We start from the raw sequence: 17,328 nt of genomic DNA, 5'->3' as shown, positions 1-17,328 counted from the left end.
GCCCCTTTTTGCTACAAGTTGTGGATCCCGGTCCGGCAGGCCATAGGCCCGGTCCAGGACGGACCCAGGTCAGACCCAGGGGCGGGCCTGGGCGGCGCGGGCCTCGAACGCGTCTATTTCGGCCACTTTCTCGAAGGTCAGGCCGATGTCGTCCAGCCCCTCGAGCAGGCAGTGCTTGCGGAAAGGGTCGATGTCGAAGCTGAAGGTCTCGCCCTCGGAGGTCGAGATCGTCTGCTTTTCGAGGTCGACTTCCATACGGGCGTTCGCGCCCTTCTCGGCGTCCTTCATCAGCACATCGACCTGCTCCTGCGGCAGGATGATCGGCAGCATGCCGTTCTTGAAGCAGTTGTTGTAGAAGATGTCGGCGAAGCTGGTCGAGACGATGACCTTGATGCCGAAATCCGCCAGCGCCCAGGGCGCGTGTTCGCGAGAGGAACCGCAGCCGAAATTATCTCCCGCGATCAGGATCTCCGCCTCGCGATAGGCCGGTTTGTTGAGCACGAAGTCGGGGTTCTCGTTGCCCTGCCGGTCATAGCGCATCTCGTCGAAGAGGTTCACTCCGAGACCCGAACGCTTGATCGTCTTGAGGAAGATCTTGGGGATGATCATGTCGGTGTCGATATTGACCAGCGGCATGGGGGCTGCGATGCCCGAGACTTTTTCGAATTTGTTCATTTCACTTGTCCTTCGGATTCTCCGGGTGGGGTCGACCCCCACCGTTCCGGCTCACATCATCTCGCGCACGTCGGTCAGACGGCCGGTCACGGCCGCCGCCGCCGCCATTGCCGGAGAAACGAGGTGCGTGCGGCCCTTGTAGCCCTGCCGCCCCTCGAAGTTCCGGTTGGAGGTCGAGGCGCAGCGTTCGCCTTCCGAAAGCTGGTCGGGGTTCATCGCAAGGCACATGGAGCACCCCGCCAGACGCCATTCGAAGCCAGCGTCCTGGAAGATCCGGGCCAGGCCCTCTTCCTCGGCCTGGGCGCGGACGAGGCCCGAGCCGGGAACGACCATGGCGCGCAGCCCGTCCTTGATCTTCTTGCCCTTGAGGATCGCGGCCGCTGCGCGCAGATCCTCGATCCGGCCGTTGGTGCAGGAGCCGATGAAGACCGTGTCGATCTCGATGTCGGACAGCTTCTGGCCGGGGGTCAGGCCCATGTACTCGATGGCGCGGCGGGCGGCTTCGGCCTTGCCGCCGTTGAAGGTCTCGGGGGCGGGGACCACCGCGTCGATCGGCAGGACGTCCTCGGGCGAGGTGCCCCAGGTCACCACCGGCGCGATATCCTCGCCCTTGATGGTGATGACCTTGTCCCACTGCGCATCATCGTCGGAATAGAGCGTCTTCCACCAGTCCATCGCCGCTTCCCACTGCGCACCCTTCGGCGCATGGGCGCGGCCCTTGACATAGTCAAAGGTCGTTTCGTCCGGCGCGATGAGACCCGCGCGGGCACCGCCCTCGATCGCCATGTTGCAGACGGTCATCCGGCCTTCCATCGACAGGTCGCGGATCGCCTCGCCGCAGTATTCGATGACATAGCCGGTGCCGCCGGCGGTGCCGGTCGCGCCGATCACCGAGAGGGTGATGTCCTTGGCGGTCACACCGGGGCGCAGCTTGCCGGTGATCTCGACCTTCATGTTCTTCGATTTCTTCTGGATCAGCGTTTGCGTGGCCAGCACGTGCTCGACCTCGGATGTGCCGATACCATGGGCCAGCGCCCCGAAGGCACCGTGGGTGGCGGTGTGGCTGTCGCCGCAGACCACGGTCATGCCGGGCAGTGTCCAGCCCTGTTCCGGGCCGACGATATGGACGATGCCCTGGCGGACGTCGTTCACCGGATAGTAGATCAGGCCGAAGTCCTTCGCGTTCCGGTCCAGCGCCTCGACCTGGATGCGGCTTTCCTCGTTCTCGATCACGGCGTTGCGGTCGCCGGTCGTCGGGACGTTGTGATCCGGAACGGCGATCGTCTTGTCGGGCGCGCGAACGGTGCGGTTCGCCATGCGCAGCCCCTCGAAGGCCTGGGGCGAGGTCACCTCGTGCACGAGGTGGCGGTCGATATAGAGCAGGCAGGTGCCGTCTTCGGCCTCATGGGCCACATGGGCATCCCAGATCTTGTCGTAGAGCGTCTTGGGGGACATGGAACTTTCCTTTGCTGAATGGATGGTTGCGCCATCGGGTTTGGCTGCGAAAGCAGGACGGGCGCGCAGGGTCAGCCCCGCGCGGCGGTCATAGGCGCGCCAGCACCGTCATCGTCGCGCCGAAGAAGCGCCAGGGAAGGCGTGCGCGATCATCCATGTCGAAAACCCGTACCATGCCGGGTGAAATACACCTGCGCGGCATTTCCCGCAAGGGGAAGCGATCAGGTACGGACCACGGTGGCCGCCCGGCCGCGGCGCGTGTCGCGGGGACGGGGTCCGCTGCCGTGCCCTGCGGCGTCAGCGGGCCGCGGAGCCGAAGACAATCCGGGCCGCCCTGTCGCGCGCGGGATCGCGCCGCGGCAGGGCGAGAACCCCCATGAAGCCCGGCCCCCGTTGCAGAAGCGCGCGCCGGTAGCGTTGCAGAGAGAATGCAGACCGTGCCTTCAGTGCGGGTCTGACCAGACCCTTCGGCGGGTTGGCGGTATGGTGAGTCTCGCGGGTCATGCCGGCATTGTAACACGACTCGCGCCAAATTGCGCGTTTCGTCCGGCGGAATCCGAGCGCTCGGGACACGGGTTCACGATGCGAAACGGGGCGGGGTCGATTCCGCCCCGTCCGGTAGTCACCCTGCACGCGGCCGAGGCCGCGCGGCGATATCAGCCCTTGCGGCGGCGCAGAAGGCCCAGCCCGCCGAGCGCGGACAGGAACAGCGCCGCCCCGGCGGGAAGCGGCACCGCGGAATAGGTGAAGGTGATGGTGCCCTCATCCGGAGTGGAGCTGTCGTAGAACCCCAGCCGGTACTGGCCCGCGGCAAGGTTCGCGAACAGCGTGGCCCCCGGTTTCGCCGCGCCCGCGGCCTGACCGCCCGTCGCGCCTGTCGCAGCCACGAGGTTGCAAAAACCACTCCCATCCGAGACCGGCGAGACAGAGCTGCCGCAGTTGGTGGTGTCGGTCGTCCAGCGACTTACGAAATCGCCCACCCCGTCGAGCAGATCGAGGGTGTAGCCGGAGACATCGTTGTTGTTCCCGTTCGCATCATACGCAGTCAGCGAAAGGGAGAACGCGGTGTCGGAGGTAAACATCGCCGTCGCCGTGAAGGGCGTGTTGCTGCCGGGATCGAACGAGAAATCCACCGTCGAGCCGAGCGGCGAGACGGTGACATCGCCGCCGCCCTGCTGGACCTCGGTGGTCGCTGAAACCACGGCCGCGCCGGCCTGGGTCGCGAGAAATGCGGCGGAGACCCCCGCGAGGAGAGAGAAAAACTTCATCTTTCAACATACCTTTCAATGCTTCCGTCCCCGCGCAGGGCCGCGGGACGATTTTGTTTGGCGCAGCTTAGCAGTGAAGTAAACGACTCCCAAAGGAATTCCGGCAATTCTGTGTTTCCAAACGGGCGACATTGCGGCGGCCTGCCTTTCGAACGGGCACCACCGCACTTGCGGCGGCGGTCGGCCCGATGCAGACTTCTCCGGCCAAGGAGACCGGATGGAAAACGACCCCCCGCTCAACCTCGTTCTCGAGACCCTGACGCGCCTCTGGGCCCAGGCGCAGGTCTTTCTCGGCGGACTGCTGCGAGAGTGGAACGCCTATCAGATCCTGATCGCCCTGGGCGTCTTCCTCGTGGCCATGCTGGCGACCCACCGGATCGCGCCCCGGTACCACGGCTGGCTCCGCGACCGTGAGAACTGGCCGAAATGGCGCCTGCGCTTCGCGCTGCTGCTGCATCGCCGGATGCGACTGATCGCCTTCGTGCTCCTGATCTGGCCGGTCATCTGGATCATGCGCGAGGTGACCTGGCCCTCCAGGAGCTATCTGCTCACCATCATCGGCAGCCTCGCCTTCGCCTGGCTGATGATCGCACTGGCCTCCCGGCTGATCGCCAACCCGGCGCTGCGCGCCATTCTGCGGATCGGCGGCTGGATCTGGGTCACGCTGATCATCCTCGGCCTCACCGGCGAAACCCGCCAGCTGCTCGAAAGCGCGGGGTTCACGCTGGGCGAGGCGCGGATCACGGTCTGGACGATCCTTCAGGCGCTGGTGATCCTGACGGCGCTCTTCACCCTGGCCCGGGTGCTCAGCCACGCCTCGGCCGCCAACATCAGCCGGGTCGAGGACATCTCGCCCTCGATGCGGGTGCTGGTGGTCAAGTTCCTGCAGCTGCTGCTCTACGGCCTCGCGCTGTTCATCGGGCTCAAGGCGGTCGGCGTCGACCTGACGGGGCTCGCAGTGCTCTCGGGCGCGATCGGCGTCGGCCTGGGCTTCGGGCTGCAGAAGGTCGTCTCGAACCTCGTCTCGGGCATCATCATCCTGCTCGACAAGTCGATCAAGCCGGGCGACGTGATCTCGGTCGGGGAAACCTTCGGCTGGATCAACTCGCTCGGCGCGCGCTATGTCTCGATCACAACGCGGGACGGCAAGGAATACCTCATCCCGAACGAGGACCTGATCACGACCCAGGTGGTCAACTGGTCCCATTCCAACGATTTCGTCCGGCTCGACATCTATTTCGGCACGGCCTACGGCGACGATCCGCACGCCGTGCGGCGGATCGCGATCGCGGCCGCCGAAAACGTGGACCGGGTACTGACGGACCGACCGCCGGTCTGTCACGTGGTCGGTTTCGGCGACAGTTCGGTGGACTACATCCTGCGGTTCTGGATCAGCGATCCCACGGGCGGGCTGACCAACATCCGGGGCAACGTCTACCTGGCGCTCTGGGACGCATTCCAGGACAACGGCATCTCGATCCCCTTCCCGCAGCGCGAGGTCCGGATGCTGAACGATCCCGCCAAGGCGCCAGAGTGACGGTCCTTTTCCGCCACTCTGCGGCCAAATCGCACCAGTTTCATTGAAATGACACGACCCCGCTGCTATTTTCAGATCATGTCCAGCGCCGGGACGCAGGCGGCGCGCAGCAAGGAGGACAATGTCCTGTCACTTGACATTGCAGCGGCGGAAACCGCTTCTCACGGGGCCGAAGTGATGGCCCAAGACCAGTCGATCAGCGAATCCCTTCTGGATCTGATCCTGACCTCCCTCGACACCGACAAGGCCGAAGACATCGTGCAGATCGATCTGCGCGGGCGGTCCTCCATGGGCGACTTCATGGTGATCTGCTCGGGCCGGTCGACGCGCCAGGTGGCCGCGATCTCGGAAAAACTCGTCGAGCGGATCAAGGAGACCTACGGCTTCACGGCCAAGATCGAAGGCAAGGATACCGGCGACTGGGTCCTGATCGATACCGGCGACGTGGTGGTGCATGTGTTCCGCCCCGAGGTCCGCGACTTCTACCAGCTCGAGAAGATGTGGATGCCGGCCCGGTCCGAAGCCAGCCACGCCTGATCTCGCGTGAAGCTGACGATCTGCGCCGTCGGGCGCCTGCGCAAGGGGCCCGAGGCCGATCTGATCGACGACTACCTGACCCGCGCGACCCGCACCGGCCGCGCCCTGGGCCTCGGACCCGCCTCGGTCTCCGAGGTCGATGACCGCAAGGGCGGCGGCATGGCGGCCGAGGCCGCGCTGCTGGACCGTGCCCTTCCCGCCCGCGCCCGGGTCGTCGCGCTGGACGAGCGCGGCTCCATGATCAGCTCCCCAGATTTCGCCTCCACCCTGGCCGATTGGCGCGACGACGGCGCGCAGGATGCGGCCTTTCTCATCGGCGGCGCCGACGGTCTCGACCCGACGTTGCGCGCCCGGGCCGATCTCACGCTCTCCTTCGGCCGGATGGTGTGGCCTCACATGCTCGCCCGGGTCATGCTGGCCGAACAGCTCTACCGCGCCACGACCATCCTGGCGGGCTCGCCCTATCACCGCGCCTGACTCCGGCTTCATCTTGCCCAAATACTCCGGGGGTGAATTGAGCCGCAGGCTCAAGAGGGGCAGAGCCCCTCTTTCCCCTTGATCGCGCACCTCCGGTTCGACAGGGGCCAGCGCCCCTCTTTCCCTTTCTTCGCGCACCTCCGGCGCCACAGGAACCACCGCCCTCCACGCAGGAAGCGGCCGGCAAAACCCCGCTTCAATCCCGGGCGCCGAGCCGTTAAGACAGGCACGACCGAGACAGGCTCGTGAGCAGGCCGGAGCAGACCCGATGACCACACCGAAACCCGTCGTCCTGTGCATTCTCGACGGCTGGGGCCTCTCCGACCAGGCCGAGGCCAACGCCCCGCATCTGGCCGACACACCGACCTTCGACCGGATCATGGCGACCTGTCCGAATGCCACGCTCGTGACGCACGGGCCGGACGTGGGCCTTCCCCGGGGCCAGATGGGCAATTCCGAGGTGGGGCACACCAATATCGGCGCGGGCCGGGTGGTGGCGATGGACCTGGGCCAGATCGACCTCGCGATCGAGGACGGCTCCTTCGCAGAAAACCCCGCGCTGACCGCCTTCGCCGACCGACTGACGGCCACGGGCGGGACCGCCCATGTCATGGGGCTGGTGTCGGACGGCGGCGTGCACGGGCACATCAGCCATATCAAGGCGGCGATCGCGGCGCTGGCGGCCAGGGGCGTGCCGGTCGCGTTCCATGCCGTGACCGACGGGCGGGACGTGGCGCCGAAGTCGGCCCATGGCTACCTGTCGGACCTCGAGGAGGCGATGCCCGGCACCGCGTGGATCGCCTCGCTGTCCGGGCGCTACTACGCGATGGATCGCGACAACCGGTGGGACCGCGTGGCCGCGGCCCATGCCGCCATGGTGCGCGGTGAGGGCGCCAGGGCCGAGACTGCCTCCGCCGCCATCGACCAGGGATACGACGCAGGCCAGACGGACGAATTCATCACCCCGACGGTGATCGGCGACTATTCGGGCGCGCGGGCGGGCGACGGGTTCTTCTGCCTGAACTTCCGGGCCGACCGCGCGCGCGAGCTCCTGCGCGCCATCGGCGAACCGGGGTTCGACGCCTTCGACACGGGGCCGCGTCCCGACTGGGCCGGGCTGCTGGGGATGGTGGATTATTCCCGCGATCACACGGCCTACATGACCACCTGCTATCCCAAGCAGGAGATCGTGAACACGCTCGGCGAATGGGTGGCCCGGCACGGCCGGACGCAGTTCCGCCTGGCCGAGACCGAGAAGTATCCGCATGTGACCTTCTTCCTGGACGGCGGCGTCGAGGTCGAGAAGGCGGGCGAGGATCGGCACATGCCGCTCTCGCCCAAGGTCGCGACCTATGACCTGCAGCCCGAGATGTCCTCCGAAGAGGTCACCGACCGCTTCGTCGATGCCATCGAGAAGGGCTACGACCTGATCGTCACCAATTATGCCAATCCCGACATGGTCGGCCATACCGGCGATCTCGCGGCCGCCATCGCTGCCTGCGAAGCGGTGGACCGGGGGCTGGACCGGGTGGTCGCGGCGCTGGACAAGGCCGGAGGCGCCATGATCCTGACCGCCGATCACGGAAATTGCGAGGTGATGGTCGACCCGGAGACCGGCGGACCGCATACGGCGCATACGACGAACCTCGTTCCGGTGGCGCTGATCGGCGGGCCGGAGGGTGCCGGCCTGCGCAGCGGGCGGCTGGCGGATCTGGCGCCGACGCTGCTCGCGCTCATGGGCCTGCCGCAGCCCGACGAGATGACGGGAGAGAGCCTGATCGCATGAACCGCGGCCTCCGCCTTGCCTGCCTGGTCGTCGCCCTGGCCCTGCCCCTGCCGGGCCGGACCGCCACGGATCCGGCGCGCGCGGCCTCGGACGCGGCGGTGGAGATAGAGGCGGCCATGCAGTTGCTGGCCGAGGCCGAGGCGGCGCCTGACCGCGTGGCCGCGCTGACCGAAACGACGCGCGCCTTCGAGACCGGACTGGCGGCGATGCGCGAGGGGCTGCGACGCGTCACCGCGCGCGAGGCGGAACTCGACCGCGAATTGCAGGCCCGCGAGGGCGAGATCGCGCAATTGCTGGGCACCCTGCAGGTGATGGGCGGCACCGGCACGCCGGCGGTCTTCCTGCATCCCTCCGGCGCGGTCGGAACGGCGCGGTCGGCGATGATCGTCGCGGATGTCTCGCGCGCGCTGGATGCGAAGGCCGCGGGACTGCGCGCGCGGCTCGAGGAGGTGCGCGTGCTGCGGCAGTTGCAACAGAGCGCCTCGGCCACCCTGGCGGACGGGCTGCGCGGCGTGCAGGAGGCGCGCACCGACCTCAGCCAGGCGGTGGCGGACCGCACCGACCTGCCGAGGAAATTCACCGAGGACCCGATCAAGACGGCCCTGCTGATCGCCTCGACCGAGACGCTCGGCGCCTTCGCCTCGGGCCTCGCGGGCATCGCCGAGGACGAGCGGGCGCTGGACCTGCCCCCGGTCCGAACCCGGCGGGGCGAAATCCCCTCGCCGGTGCGGGGCCGGGTGCTGCGCGGCCCGGGCGAGGCCGACGCGGCGGGCATCGAACGCCCGGGCGTGGTTGTCGCAACACGGCCACGGGCGCTGGTCACATCCCCCACGGCAGCGACAATTCGGTATCGCGGGCCTTTGCTGAACCTCGGAAATGTGATGATCCTTGAGCCGGAACCGGGGATTCTTTTCGTGTTCGCCGGGCTCGACGTCGTCTATGGTGCCTCGGGCGACATTCTGGCCGCCGGCGCCCCCATCGGGCTGATGGCCGGCCAGGAGGGAGACCTTGGCGCAATGCTGACCGAAGCCGGCGGGGAAGAGGCTGGAACTGGACGGAGCGAGACGCTCTATATTGAAGTCAGACAGGACAACGTCCCGCAGGACCCCGCAGAGTGGTTCCGGGGCCTGAAGGAATGATGAGCATGAAAAAGCATATCGTGGCGGGACTGGTCGGGATCACGGCGGGGCTGTTGGGATCGACGCAGGTGGCGGCACCGCTGCTGGCGCAGGACAGTGCCCGATCCAGCAACGTCTACGAACAGCTCGACCTGTTCGGCGACATCTTCGAGCGTATCCGGGCGCAATACGTGGAAGAGGTCGATGAATCCAAGCTGATCGAGGCGGCGATCGACGGGATGCTGACCTCGCTCGACCCGCATTCCAGCTATCTCTCCCCCGACGACGCCAGCGCGATGCGTGTCCAGACCCGCGGCGAATTCGGCGGGCTGGGGATCGAGGTCACGCAGGAAGAAGGTTTCGTCAAGGTCGTCTCGCCCATGGACGGGACGCCGGCGGACGAGGCTGGGATCGAGGCCGGCGACTTCATCACCCATGTCGACAGCGAGAGCCTGCTGGGCCTGACGCTGGACGAAGCGGTGGATCTGATGCGCGGGCCGGTCGGGTCCGAGATCATCGTGACCGTGGTGCGCGAGGGCGAGGCCGAACCGTTCGACGTCTCGATCATCCGGGACACCATCAAGCTCACCGCGGCGCGGGTGCGCACCGAAGGCCACGCCATCGTGGCGCGCGTGACCACCTTCAACGACCAGACGACGCCGAACCTCGTCGAGGGGCTGGAGCGCGAGATCGAGGCCGCCGGCGGCATGGAAGAGGTCGACGGCATCGTGCTCGATCTGCGGAACAACCCGGGGGGGCTGCTGACCCAGGCGATCAAGGTGGCCGATACCTTCCTCGAGAAGGGCGAAATCGTCTCGACCCGGGGCCGCAATCCCGAGGACGGGGAGCGGTTCAACGCGACGCAGGGCGATCTGATGGACGGCAAGCCGATCGTCGTGCTGATCAACGGCGGCTCGGCCTCGGCGTCCGAGATCGTGGCGGGCGCGCTGCAGGATCACCGGCGGGCGATCGTCGTGGGCACCAAGTCCTTCGGCAAGGGATCGGTGCAGACGGTGATGCCGCTGCGCGGGGACGGTGCGATGCGGCTGACGACGGCGCGCTACTACACGCCCTCCGGCCGGTCGATCCAGGCGCTCGGCGTCTCGCCCGACATCATCGTCGAACAGCCGCGCAGCACGCCGGACGAGGAGGAAGAGGACGAGGCGACGAGCCGCCGCAACCGGTCCGAGGCCGATCTGCGGGGCGCGCTGAACAACGACAGCCTGAGCGAGGATCAGATCCGCCAGATCGAACAGGAACGCGAAGAGGCGGAGCAGGCGGCGGCGCTGCGCGACGAGGATTATCAGCTGGCCTATGCGGTGGACCTGCTCAAGGGGCTGATCGCCCTGCGCCAGTAGGGTCGGCCCCAATCCGGCCCAATCCGGCGGAGCGCCTGCGGCGCATTCCATTCCACCGGCCCCTGCGGGGGCCGGGGCGCCTCCGGCGGGGATATTTTTCAGACCAAAGAAGATCAGGGCGCGATGCCCTCGGGCCGCGCTGCCGGGCCCGTGGCGGTGGCGCGACGGGTCAGGAGAACGCCTGCCCGAGACCACCGGGACGTGCCCGGGTCGGCCCCGAGGAGGATCATTCCGCCGCCAGCGGGGCCGCGGAGGCGCGGCCGATCTCTGCGATCGCGGCGGCCACGCGCGTCATCAATTCCTTGAAGGCCGCGAAGTCGGGACGGGGCTCGATGCGCTGTTCATCCATGTAGAGCGAGCGGTCGATCTCGACCTGGATGGCGTGCTGGCGGCGGGAGGGCCGGCCGTAGTACTGCGTGACGAAGGCGCCGGCGAAGGGCGTGTTGCGGGCCACGGTCAGGCCGGCGGCGCGCAGTGCGGCCTCGACCCCGTCGATGACACAGGTCGAGGCGGAGGAGCCGAACCGGTCGCCGATGACCACGTCGGGCCGCCGCGAGCCGGTCCGGACGACGCAGTCCACGGCCTCGCGCGGCATGGAGTGGCAGTCGATCAGGATCGCCTCGCCGAAGAGCGCGTGCGCCGCGTCCAGCTGCTGCTGGAGCGCCGCGTGATAGGGATGCCAGCAGGAGGCGAGACGGCCGCGGGCCTCGGCCAGCGTGATCTTGCCGCGATAGATCGCGCGGCCGTTCGACACCACGCGGGGGATGACCCCCAGCCCCGAGGCGATGCGGGGATTGTGGCCCGGGCGCCGGATACCGTCGATCACCGCGGGATCGAGTTCGTCGGGGCCGCGGTTCAGATCGACGTAGGCGCGCGGTACACGCGCGGCCAGAAGGGGGGCTCCGAAATCTCTGGCGGCGCGGAAGAGGATGTCGACGAAGGCGTCCTCGGACGAGCGGATCGAGCGTCGGTCGAGCACGGAGGCCCGGAGGAAGTCGTCCGGATAGTCGCGACCGGAATGCGGCGAGGCGAAGACGACCGAGGTCGTCAGCGCGTCAGGATGATAGAGGTCGTATCCGGGCATGGTCATGGGCGTTCCGATCACCGCAGTCTAGACCGAAAACTTTCGCCTCCAAAAGGCTTGATCCCCCCTGCGACTCTTATTATAGACACGCGGACCGGCGCGGGTTCCCCGCGCCCCTTTTGATTGAAGGGGCGGGGCCGTGCAGGGACATGGGCGGTTAGCTCAGCGGTAGAGCACTTCGTTGACATCGAAGGGGTCACAAGTTCGATCCTTGTACCGCCCACCATGTTTCACCGGCCCGCGGCCAAGGCCCCGGGTCAGATTGCGAATCAGGCGCTCGCCGCGCCGCGAAGAAGGAGATGACCGATGAAGGTCCGCAACTCGCTCCGCTCGCTGAAGCAGCGCCATCGCGATTGCCGCGTCGTGCGCCGCAAAGGCCGCGTCTACGTGATCAACAAGACGCAACGCAAGTTCAAGGCCCGCCAGGGCTGAGAACTTGGGGCACCCCGATCCGAAAGCCGCCCTCAGGGGCGGCTTTTGTCGTCCGGGGGTATTGAATCCGGGACCTGCGCCGGGCGTGTTCGTCGTGGTAGTGGAAACGGAGCGTTGCCGTGCGGAATGAAAATTGACGGAGTGTCGTCAAAAGGTTATTTATCCAAGCCCGCAGTTCACGAGGCGTTGTCCAAGGTGAAGAAACATTTCCGCTTTCTACCGGTCGTTGTTGCCGGATGCATGCTGGCCTCCGGGGCCGCTGCAGTGAGCGTGCCGGCCGACGATCCGCTGTCCGCGCGGCCCCTCGCGCCGGCCTCGGGGTCTCCGATGCCTCGGGTCGGCCCGGGACCGGCGACCGACGGGTACGACTTCGACACCGTGACGTCGCATCAGATCTGCCGCCTCTCGCGGCAGGGCTGCGATGGCGGAGATCCTGTCCCGACGCTGGTCCGCGCCGACGGTTTCGCGATCATGGACAGCGGAGCCTCGGCCGACGGCGGGGTCTATGTCTTCGACGGCGCGACGGGCGCGATGCTGCGTCAGCTGACCCCACCGGCCAGCGAAAGCGATCCGGCCTTCGGGCAGGCGGTTGCGGTGTCCGGCACGCAGGCCGCCGTCGGAAGCCAGGGCGACGCCTCGGCGCCGGGCGCGGTCTATCTGTTCGATGCCCTGACCGGGGGCGTTCTGGCCAGGTTCACCGCTCCGGATGGCGCAGCCGGCGACCGGTTCGGATACTCCGTGGCGCTATCCGGCACACGCCTTCTGGCCGGGGCGACCGGCGGCGGGAGCGGCGCGGTCTATCTGTTCGACACGGAGACCGGCGAGGTGCTGCGCAGGTTCACTGCCCCCGCGGGGCTGGGACTGAGCGATTTCGGCGGCGAGGTCGCCTTTCTCGATGACCGGATCCTGATCGGTGCGCAGAGCCGCGACGGGACGGGCGGAACGAGTCCGACCGCCCTGCTCTTCGACGGCCGGACCGGGGAATACCTGACGCGCACCACCCCTGTCTCCGGCGGACCGGCGATCTTCTCGGGCGGCGCGACGGCGCGGACGCAGACGGATTCCGCGGAGCCGGCACCGGCACCGGCGATCCCGCTTCCGGCGGCGTTCTGGCTTCTGGCCGCGGCGCTCGGCGGAACGGTCCTGATCCGGAAAGGCACGGCATGAGGCGGATCGGCCTGATCGCCCTGCTCGCCCTCTCGGGCGCGACCACCGGCGCGCTGGCGCAGACCGGCGAACGGTGCGCCCTGGTGGGTCAGATGGCCGGGTCGGTCTGGCTCGAGATGATCCAGGCGCTTGGGGATGCGCAGGCGGATGCGGTGGAGAGCGCGATCGGCAGGCTCGATCACCTGACCGCCACCTATGCCCGGATCGGCTGCGATCAGCGCGCGCTGAACGCCACCTTCGACTGCGTGCTCGACGGGGGCGCACCGGCCGGACCGCGCGCGGTCCTGCGGCAATGCATGGCGCGGCACGGCATCGCGCAGGAATAGCGCCGGCGCGCGACGGTCAGGCCGTCGCGTCCTGGTCCATGTCCACCTTGAAGGTCTGCGTGCTGCCGTCCTTGGCTTCGCCGAGGTAGATCGTCTGATGCGGAAAGGGGATCTCGATGTTGCGGTCGTCGAAGACCCGCTTGAGCACCTCGTTATAGGCCCGGCCGACACCCCATTGCGCGCCGGGGACGCTTTTGATCCGGGCGCGGCAAACCACGGCGCTGTCGCCGAAGGAATTCAGACCGAACCATTCCAGATCGCCGATGATATTGGCCCGGTTCTCGGGATTCGAACGCAACTCGTCGAAGGCGTCGAACATGGCTTTCTTCACCTCGTCGACATTCTCGCGGTAGGCGACGCCCATGTCGCAGACGAAATAACCGAAGTCGCGCATGTAGTTCGTCACCATGTCGACGGACGAGAACGGCACGATGTGAAAGGCACCCGCGAGGTCGCGCAGCGAGACGGAGCGGATCGTCAGACGCTCGACCGTGCCGGTGGTGCCGCCGACGGTGACGACGTCGCCGACGTTCATCGCATTCTCGAACTGGATGAAGATGCCGGTGATGATGTCCTGCACCATCTTCTGCGCGCCGAAGCCGATGGCCAGGCCCAGCACCCCGGCCGAGGCCAGGAGGGGCGCGATGTCCAGCCCGATTTCCGCCAGCACGAACATCAGCGTGACGATGATGAGGGCGATGGTCGCCGCGTTCCGCAGCAGCGACAGCAAGGTGCTTTCGCGCGCGGAAGCCACCGGCCCGAATTCGGGGTTCAGACGGTAGTCCACCCAGGAGGTCAGGGCGAGCCAGACCAGGAAGGCGACGATGAGAATGGCGAAGACCGAGAACACGGCGCCCGTCAGGCGCACGCCGATCTGGCTGGCCATCCAGCCGCGCAGGTCGATCAGGTCGATCGCGTTCATGGCGAAGAGCACGACGAGAAGGAAGATCACCAGCCGCAGCACGAAGAGAAGCCGCGGGACGAACCGGTTCAGCCGGGTCTCGAGCAGGGGCATCCGGGTCGTGATGCGGTCGGGCAGCGAGACGCCGCGCGCCATGGCACGGCTGATCAGGCCCGAGATCGCGACGCCGATCAAACCGATCACCGCCACCTGGCCCGAGGCGGCGAAGGCGCGGAACACCGCGTCGCCGGGCCGGACCAGCACGATCATGAACATGACGAAGAGGTAGGCCAGCGCCGGCCAGTGCCAGTGCGTGGCGAGAAAGTGGAGCGTTCCGCGGTGGCGGGACGGGCTCTCGGCATCGGCGAGGGCGCTTCCCATGCCGCCTGCATCGGTGTCGGGTGTCATCGCCTCGGCCGCGACGGCGGTCATCGGCTCGTCGCGGGTTTCCGCGACGGCGGGCCGTTCGTCGGTGGGGACCGCGGGCCGGCCCCCCCGCTCGCCCAGCATCCACTCGGTTACCGGGCGCCGGTTTCGGAGGATGAGCCAGACGGCGATGGCCAGCACCGCGAAGGCGATCAGGGTCGAGATCGCGCGCCCGGCGGCGAAGGAGACGTTGGCATTGATGATCGGCACGACCAGCAGCTGGCCATAGCCGCCGATCCCGACCAGCAAGCTGAGGCGCGCGCTCAGGTAGCTTGCGGCCCGGTCGCCGATCGGCATCGGCCGCAGATGGGTGGCCGAGGGTGAAAGAACCAGACGCACGGCAAGCTTGGCCATCTCGACCAGCAGGAAGGCGTTGAGATAGAGGGTCTGGCGGATGCCGATCTGCCCGAATTCGCCCAAGGCGAGCAGCGCGATCACATAGCCCGCCGCCCAGGCCAGTATCACGTTGAGCGCATCGATCAGGCCCGAGGCGATGTACAGCGCGACGGTGCGGGCGAAGCCCCCGTCGCGCGCCGAGCGGCCCATGCGCGCGTAGATCGACTTGCCGATGCGGCGCAGCATAACGAAGACGACGACCGTCGCGGCGATCACGAACGCCAGCTCCCACAGGGCGTCGAGAAGGACCGGGACTTCGTCGCCGCGCAGCCCCTCGAACACGGCCGGAGCGCGCGTCACCTGGGACCAGGCGGCGGTGGCGCTGTCGGCGATGCCCTCGGCGGCCTCCTGCGTGACCATCGCGATGCGCCGGCCGAACGAGAGGTCCTCGGGCGGGGGGGCGCCATCGGCCAGCGTTTCGACGACCTCTCCGGGCGTGGCCTCCGTCTCGGCGCCCGCCGCGCGCAGCTGTTCGATCAGCTGCTCGCGCGCGGCCTCGTCCTCGATCACGTCGAGCAGAAGCTTGAGGCTGGTCGGTTCGGGCGGCACCTCCTCTGCGGCGTCCTGCGCGATTGCCTGAAACGGCAAGAGAAGGATCAGGAGGAGGGTCGTCAGAAAAGTTTTCATATCACTACAGTTTGGCGTATTTCGGTTCCGGATCAAGATAATGCAAGCGCCACGATTTCAAGCCGCGACTGCGCGGGGGCGGGTGAAACGCCGGTGCGGCCGCTAGCTGGACAGCAGCCGCACCATGGTTGCCTGCGTGACGAAACCTGTCACCTCCAACCCGCGCGAGCGCTGGAAGCGCCGGATCGCACGCCGGGTCTCGGCATCGAACCTGCCGTCGGGCGCGCCCGGCTCGAACCCCAGTTGCTGCAGTCGACGCTCGACGAGAACGCGGGTGATCGGGTTGTTGACGACGCCCGCCTCCTGCTGGCGCGCGGCCTCTTCGGCGGCGGTGTCCCGCGGCGGTTCCCGCAATTCCGTGATCCGGCTGCGGGCGGCGCCGGCGAAGGCGTTGTCGGGATAGCGGCGCAGGAACCGGATGTAGGCCTCTTCGGTATCCTCGGACCGCGCGCGTTCCCAGGCGTCGCGGATTTCCGCATCGGCCTCGGCCTGCTCCCGCTCTTCGATCCGGTCCAGACGGTCGCGGGCCGTGTCGGCAAAAATACCGTCGGGGTAGCGGTCGAGATAGGCGGCGAGGTCGGCCCTGTCGCCGGTGATGCCGGTGCGGGCCCAGTAGTCGCGGTCCTGCTGTTCCTCGGCCGCGCGCCGGGCCTCGGCCTCGCGTTCCAGTTCGGCAGCGCGCGCCGCCCCTTCCGAGCGCAGCGCGGAAAGCTGGCGCGCATCGAGGTATCCGGTCTCGTCAAAGCGGCGGGCCACCTGCCAGTCCGTCAGGGCGCTGCGCGTCGCCGGCCCGAAGATGCCGTCCACGCCCCGCGTGTTGAACCCCAGGATCGTCAGATACCGCTGCACCTCGCGCCGCGCCTCGCGGGTGAGGGCGAGATCGGCCTCGGCACTCTGCGCGGCGCGCAGGGGCGCGTCCCGCAGGCCCTCGATCCGGGCCCGGGCGTCGGCCGCGAACCGGCCGTCGGGATACCGGTCGAGATAGGCGCGGAAGGCCGGCTCGCTGCCGATGTCCTGCGCCGCGTTCCAGTAGGCGAATTCCCCGGGATCCGGCAGGCTCGGGCCCTGCCCCCCCTGCCCCGAGCCGGTCATCAGCCCGATGGCGCGGGAGAGAAAGCCGGAATAGGTGACGCCGCGGGGCGCGTTCGCGGCAACATCGGCGAAAGAGCCGCCGCGGGTGAGCAGGCCGGCCCGAAGCGACGACAGGAGCGGGCGGACATTGCCCTGCGCCAGCGCCACGCCCTGCGGCGCCTCGACCGCGCCCGCGCCCGCCGCGAGGGCCGGCCCGGTGTCGAATTCCGCGCCGCCGGCCGACATCATGACCACCGACCGCCCCTGCGCCGTTCCGGCGAGGTCGAGCAGAGGCGAGACGGCGATCCCCTCTTCCGCGACGGAAATTCCGTCCGGAAGCGCGGCCTCGGTCCCGAGAAGAAAGGTTTCCGAGGCGGTGGCGGCCATCTGGCCCGAGAGCACCACCACCACGCGGTTGTCCGTGTCCGAGGCAAGGGCCGCGGCGAAATCACGCGCCATGGCGCGCATCCCCGACCCGGTGCCGTCCTGAAGCGCGAAGGTGGTGAAGCCCGCTGCTTCCAGCTCGCGTTCGAACCAGGCGGCATAGCCGCTGCCCTCCCTGTCGCCGATCTCGTCGTATTCGGCATTGACGAGGACGAGGGCGAGGTCGGCCGCGCATAGCGGCGCGGCCATGGCCGAGGCCGCGAGAATGGCGATCCGTTTCAGGGTCTTGAACATGGCATCCTC

16 protein-coding genes and 1 tRNA gene are annotated in these 17,328 nt (G+C 68.0%); 10 read left to right on the top strand and 7 right to left on the bottom strand.

Translation table 11 applies throughout. From position 1 onward, the window contains the following. Positions 1-69: 69 nt before the first annotated feature. The 4 genes from leuD to OB2597_RS17700 all read right to left on the bottom strand — a co-directional run bounded on the left by leuD (position 70) and on the right by OB2597_RS17700 (position 3,398). Entirely contained in the window at positions 70-675 is a 606-nt protein-coding gene (gene leuD, locus OB2597_RS17710) for a 3-isopropylmalate dehydratase small subunit (RefSeq protein WP_009806985.1), read from the bottom strand. 51 nt (positions 676-726) lie between these two features. Further along, a complete protein-coding gene (leuC, locus tag OB2597_RS17705) occupies positions 727-2,130 on the bottom strand; it encodes a 3-isopropylmalate dehydratase large subunit (protein WP_009806984.1) in 1,404 nt (467 codons plus the stop codon). A 297-nt stretch (positions 2,131-2,427) separates the two neighbouring features. Beyond that, positions 2,428-2,634 (bottom strand): hypothetical protein, encoded by a 207-nt coding sequence (locus tag OB2597_RS22585; protein ID WP_009806983.1) that lies wholly within the window; start codon positions 2,632-2,634, stop codon positions 2,428-2,430. A 152-nt stretch (positions 2,635-2,786) separates the two neighbouring features. Then, positions 2,787-3,398: a VPLPA-CTERM sorting domain-containing protein gene (locus tag OB2597_RS17700; protein WP_009806982.1), complete on the bottom strand. Its 612-nt coding sequence runs from the start codon at positions 3,396-3,398 to the stop codon at positions 2,787-2,789. 217 nt (positions 3,399-3,615) lie between these two features. Here OB2597_RS17700 and OB2597_RS17695 point away from each other — a divergent pair, with 217 nt between their 5' ends. The 6 genes from OB2597_RS17695 (at position 3,616) to OB2597_RS17670 (ending at position 10,211) form a co-directional block, all read left to right on the top strand. Next, a complete protein-coding gene (locus OB2597_RS17695; RefSeq protein ID WP_009806981.1) occupies positions 3,616-4,935 on the top strand; it encodes a mechanosensitive ion channel family protein in 1,320 nt (439 codons plus the stop codon). Positions 4,936-5,013: 78 nt separating this feature from the next. After that, positions 5,014-5,472, top strand: a complete 459-nt coding sequence (gene rsfS / locus OB2597_RS17690) for a ribosome silencing factor (protein WP_009806980.1) — start codon at positions 5,014-5,016, stop codon at positions 5,470-5,472. 6 nt (positions 5,473-5,478) lie between these two features. Then, positions 5,479-5,949 carry a 23S rRNA (pseudouridine(1915)-N(3))-methyltransferase RlmH gene (gene rlmH / locus OB2597_RS17685; protein WP_009806979.1) on the top strand — a complete coding sequence of 157 codons (471 nt, stop codon included), beginning with the start codon at positions 5,479-5,481 and terminating at the stop codon, positions 5,947-5,949. Positions 5,950-6,217: 268 nt separating this feature from the next. Further along, positions 6,218-7,735, top strand: a complete 1,518-nt coding sequence (gpmI, locus tag OB2597_RS17680; RefSeq protein ID WP_009806978.1) for a 2,3-bisphosphoglycerate-independent phosphoglycerate mutase — start codon at positions 6,218-6,220, stop codon at positions 7,733-7,735. Beyond that, positions 7,732-8,874, top strand: coding sequence for a murein hydrolase activator EnvC family protein (locus OB2597_RS17675; RefSeq protein WP_009806977.1), 1,143 nt, complete (start codon positions 7,732-7,734; stop codon positions 8,872-8,874). Before gpmI ends, OB2597_RS17675 begins: the two co-directional genes overlap by 4 nt. Before the next feature lie 5 nt (positions 8,875-8,879). Beyond that, positions 8,880-10,211, top strand: coding sequence for a S41 family peptidase (locus tag OB2597_RS17670; protein WP_040609921.1), 1,332 nt, complete (start codon positions 8,880-8,882; stop codon positions 10,209-10,211). 226 nt (positions 10,212-10,437) lie between these two features. Here OB2597_RS17670 and OB2597_RS17665 read toward each other — a convergent pair whose 3' ends face one another. Further along, positions 10,438-11,301 (bottom strand): N-formylglutamate amidohydrolase, encoded by an 864-nt coding sequence (locus tag OB2597_RS17665; RefSeq protein ID WP_009806975.1) that lies wholly within the window; start codon positions 11,299-11,301, stop codon positions 10,438-10,440. 145 nt (positions 11,302-11,446) lie between these two features. Here OB2597_RS17665 and OB2597_RS17660 point away from each other — a divergent pair. The 4 genes from OB2597_RS17660 to OB2597_RS17645 all read left to right on the top strand — a co-directional run bounded on the left by OB2597_RS17660 (position 11,447) and on the right by OB2597_RS17645 (position 13,220). Then, positions 11,447-11,521 (top strand) — tRNA-Val (locus tag OB2597_RS17660). 80 nt (positions 11,522-11,601) lie between these two features. After that, positions 11,602-11,727 carry a type B 50S ribosomal protein L36 gene (ykgO, locus tag OB2597_RS17655; RefSeq protein WP_007255499.1) on the top strand — a complete coding sequence of 42 codons (126 nt, stop codon included), beginning with the start codon at positions 11,602-11,604 and terminating at the stop codon, positions 11,725-11,727. Positions 11,728-12,054: 327 nt separating this feature from the next. Continuing rightward, complete coding sequence (locus OB2597_RS17650; RefSeq protein ID WP_161601047.1) at positions 12,055-12,894, top strand: WD40 repeat domain-containing protein; 840 nt, start codon at positions 12,055-12,057, stop codon at positions 12,892-12,894. Continuing rightward, positions 12,891-13,220, top strand: a complete 330-nt coding sequence (locus tag OB2597_RS17645) for a hypothetical protein (protein WP_009806973.1) — start codon at positions 12,891-12,893, stop codon at positions 13,218-13,220. Before OB2597_RS17650 ends, OB2597_RS17645 begins: the two co-directional genes overlap by 4 nt. Before the next feature lie 16 nt (positions 13,221-13,236). Here the strand turns inward: OB2597_RS17645 and OB2597_RS17640 are convergent, their stop codons facing one another. Next, positions 13,237-15,570, bottom strand: coding sequence for a mechanosensitive ion channel domain-containing protein (locus OB2597_RS17640; protein ID WP_009806972.1), 2,334 nt, complete (start codon positions 15,568-15,570; stop codon positions 13,237-13,239). Between the two features lie 102 nt (positions 15,571-15,672). Further along, on the bottom strand, positions 15,673-17,319 hold the full coding sequence (locus OB2597_RS21065) for a peptidoglycan-binding domain-containing protein (protein ID WP_009806971.1): 1,647 nt from the start codon (positions 17,317-17,319) through the stop codon (positions 15,673-15,675). Between the last annotated feature and the right edge of the window lie 9 nt (positions 17,320-17,328).

It is taken from the genome of Pseudooceanicola batsensis HTCC2597 (assembly GCF_000152725.1).
Taxonomy (GTDB): domain Bacteria; phylum Pseudomonadota; class Alphaproteobacteria; order Rhodobacterales; family Rhodobacteraceae; genus Pseudooceanicola; species Pseudooceanicola batsensis.
The sequence above is the reverse complement of the archived record's forward strand: the minus strand, read 5'-3'. Positions and strand labels throughout refer to the sequence as shown.